Genomic DNA, 1166 nt, shown 5'->3' with positions numbered 1-1166 from the left:
GCTACTGAACTTGATCGGGTGATGTCGGGCTATCGGCCTGGCAGTTGAGCGTCAGGTCCGGTAGTTCTGGCTGGGTGAGATACGCGCAGGGCGGCGGGCTGACCGACGCTGGGAGGGCCGCGCGGGAGCGGGTTCGGCTTCAGGCCGTAGAACGCTTCGAGCGCGGGGAGAAGAACAAGGACATCGCCGCCGCGTTACGGGTGTCGGAGCGGTCGGTGGAGCGGTGGCGGAAGTCCTGGCGCGAGCGGGGCGAGGCCGGGGTCCTGTCGAAGGGCTCGCCGGGACGCCCGAGGCTGGGACCGGCCCAGATGGAGCGCCTGGAGCGGGAGTTGGAGCGCGGTCCGCTCTCGCACGGGTGGCCGGATCAGCGGTGGACCCTGGCGAGGATCAAGACGCTGATCGGTCGGCTGTTTCACGTCTCCTACACGGTCGAGGGCACCTGGCTGCTGCTGAAGCGGCACGGCTGGTCCTGGCAGCAGCCGGCCCGACGGGCGATCGAGCGGGACGACGACGCGGTGGAGATGTGGAAGAGGGAGGTCTGGCCGCGGGTAAAAGAGAAGCGGAGGCCCGGGGTGCGTGGATCGCCTTCGAGGACGAGGCCGGGCAATCGATGACGCCTCCGCGGGCCAGGACCTGGGGCCGGGTCGGTCGCACGCCCGTCGTGAGGGTCCGCAGTCGGGGAAGTGGCCGTCTGTCAATGGTGGGGATGTGCTGCTTCAAGCCGGGGGCCAGGTCCAGGCTGATCTACGGGCTGCGGGAGTACCGGGGCCGCAAGGACGAGCCGAAGGGCTTCGGATGGCGCGACTTCTGCCGCCTCCTCGTCCGGGCCCGCATCCAGCTCGGCGGTCCGATCGTGCTGGTCTGGGACAACGTCCGCCTGCATCTCACCCGCGGCATGCGCGACTTCATCGACCGGAACTCAGACTGGCTGACCGTGTTCCAGCTGCCCACCTACGCTCCGGACCTCAACCCGCAGGAGGGCATCTGGTCGCTGGTCAAACGCGAGATCGGCAACCTCGCGGCCGCTGATCTCTCCCAGGTCACCCGAGCCGTCAAGCGCAAGCTGAAGCAGATCCAGTACCGGCCCGATGTGGTCGATGGCTGCCTTGCTGGCACCGGCCTGGCCATGAACGACTGACCGACATCACAAATTCAAGTTCAGTAGC

General features: G+C 68.1%; 1 protein-coding gene. It reads left to right on the top strand.

Features of this window, described 5'->3' with window-relative positions; translation table 11 throughout:
* Positions 1–74 precede the first annotated feature (74 nt).
* Positions 75–1138 (top strand): IS630 family transposase gene (locus ACX28W_RS43895; protein ID WP_459005689.1). Its coding sequence is split into 2 segments (ribosomal slippage): positions 75–522 and positions 522–1138, totalling 1065 coding nucleotides; the frame shifts between segments, so codons are not numbered across the junction.
* Positions 1139–1166: the final 28 nt, after the last annotated feature.

The sequence above is a fragment of the Streptomyces sp. SD15 genome, assembly GCF_054462255.1.
The sequence above is the reverse complement of the archived record's forward strand: the minus strand, read 5'-3'. Positions and strand labels throughout refer to the sequence as shown.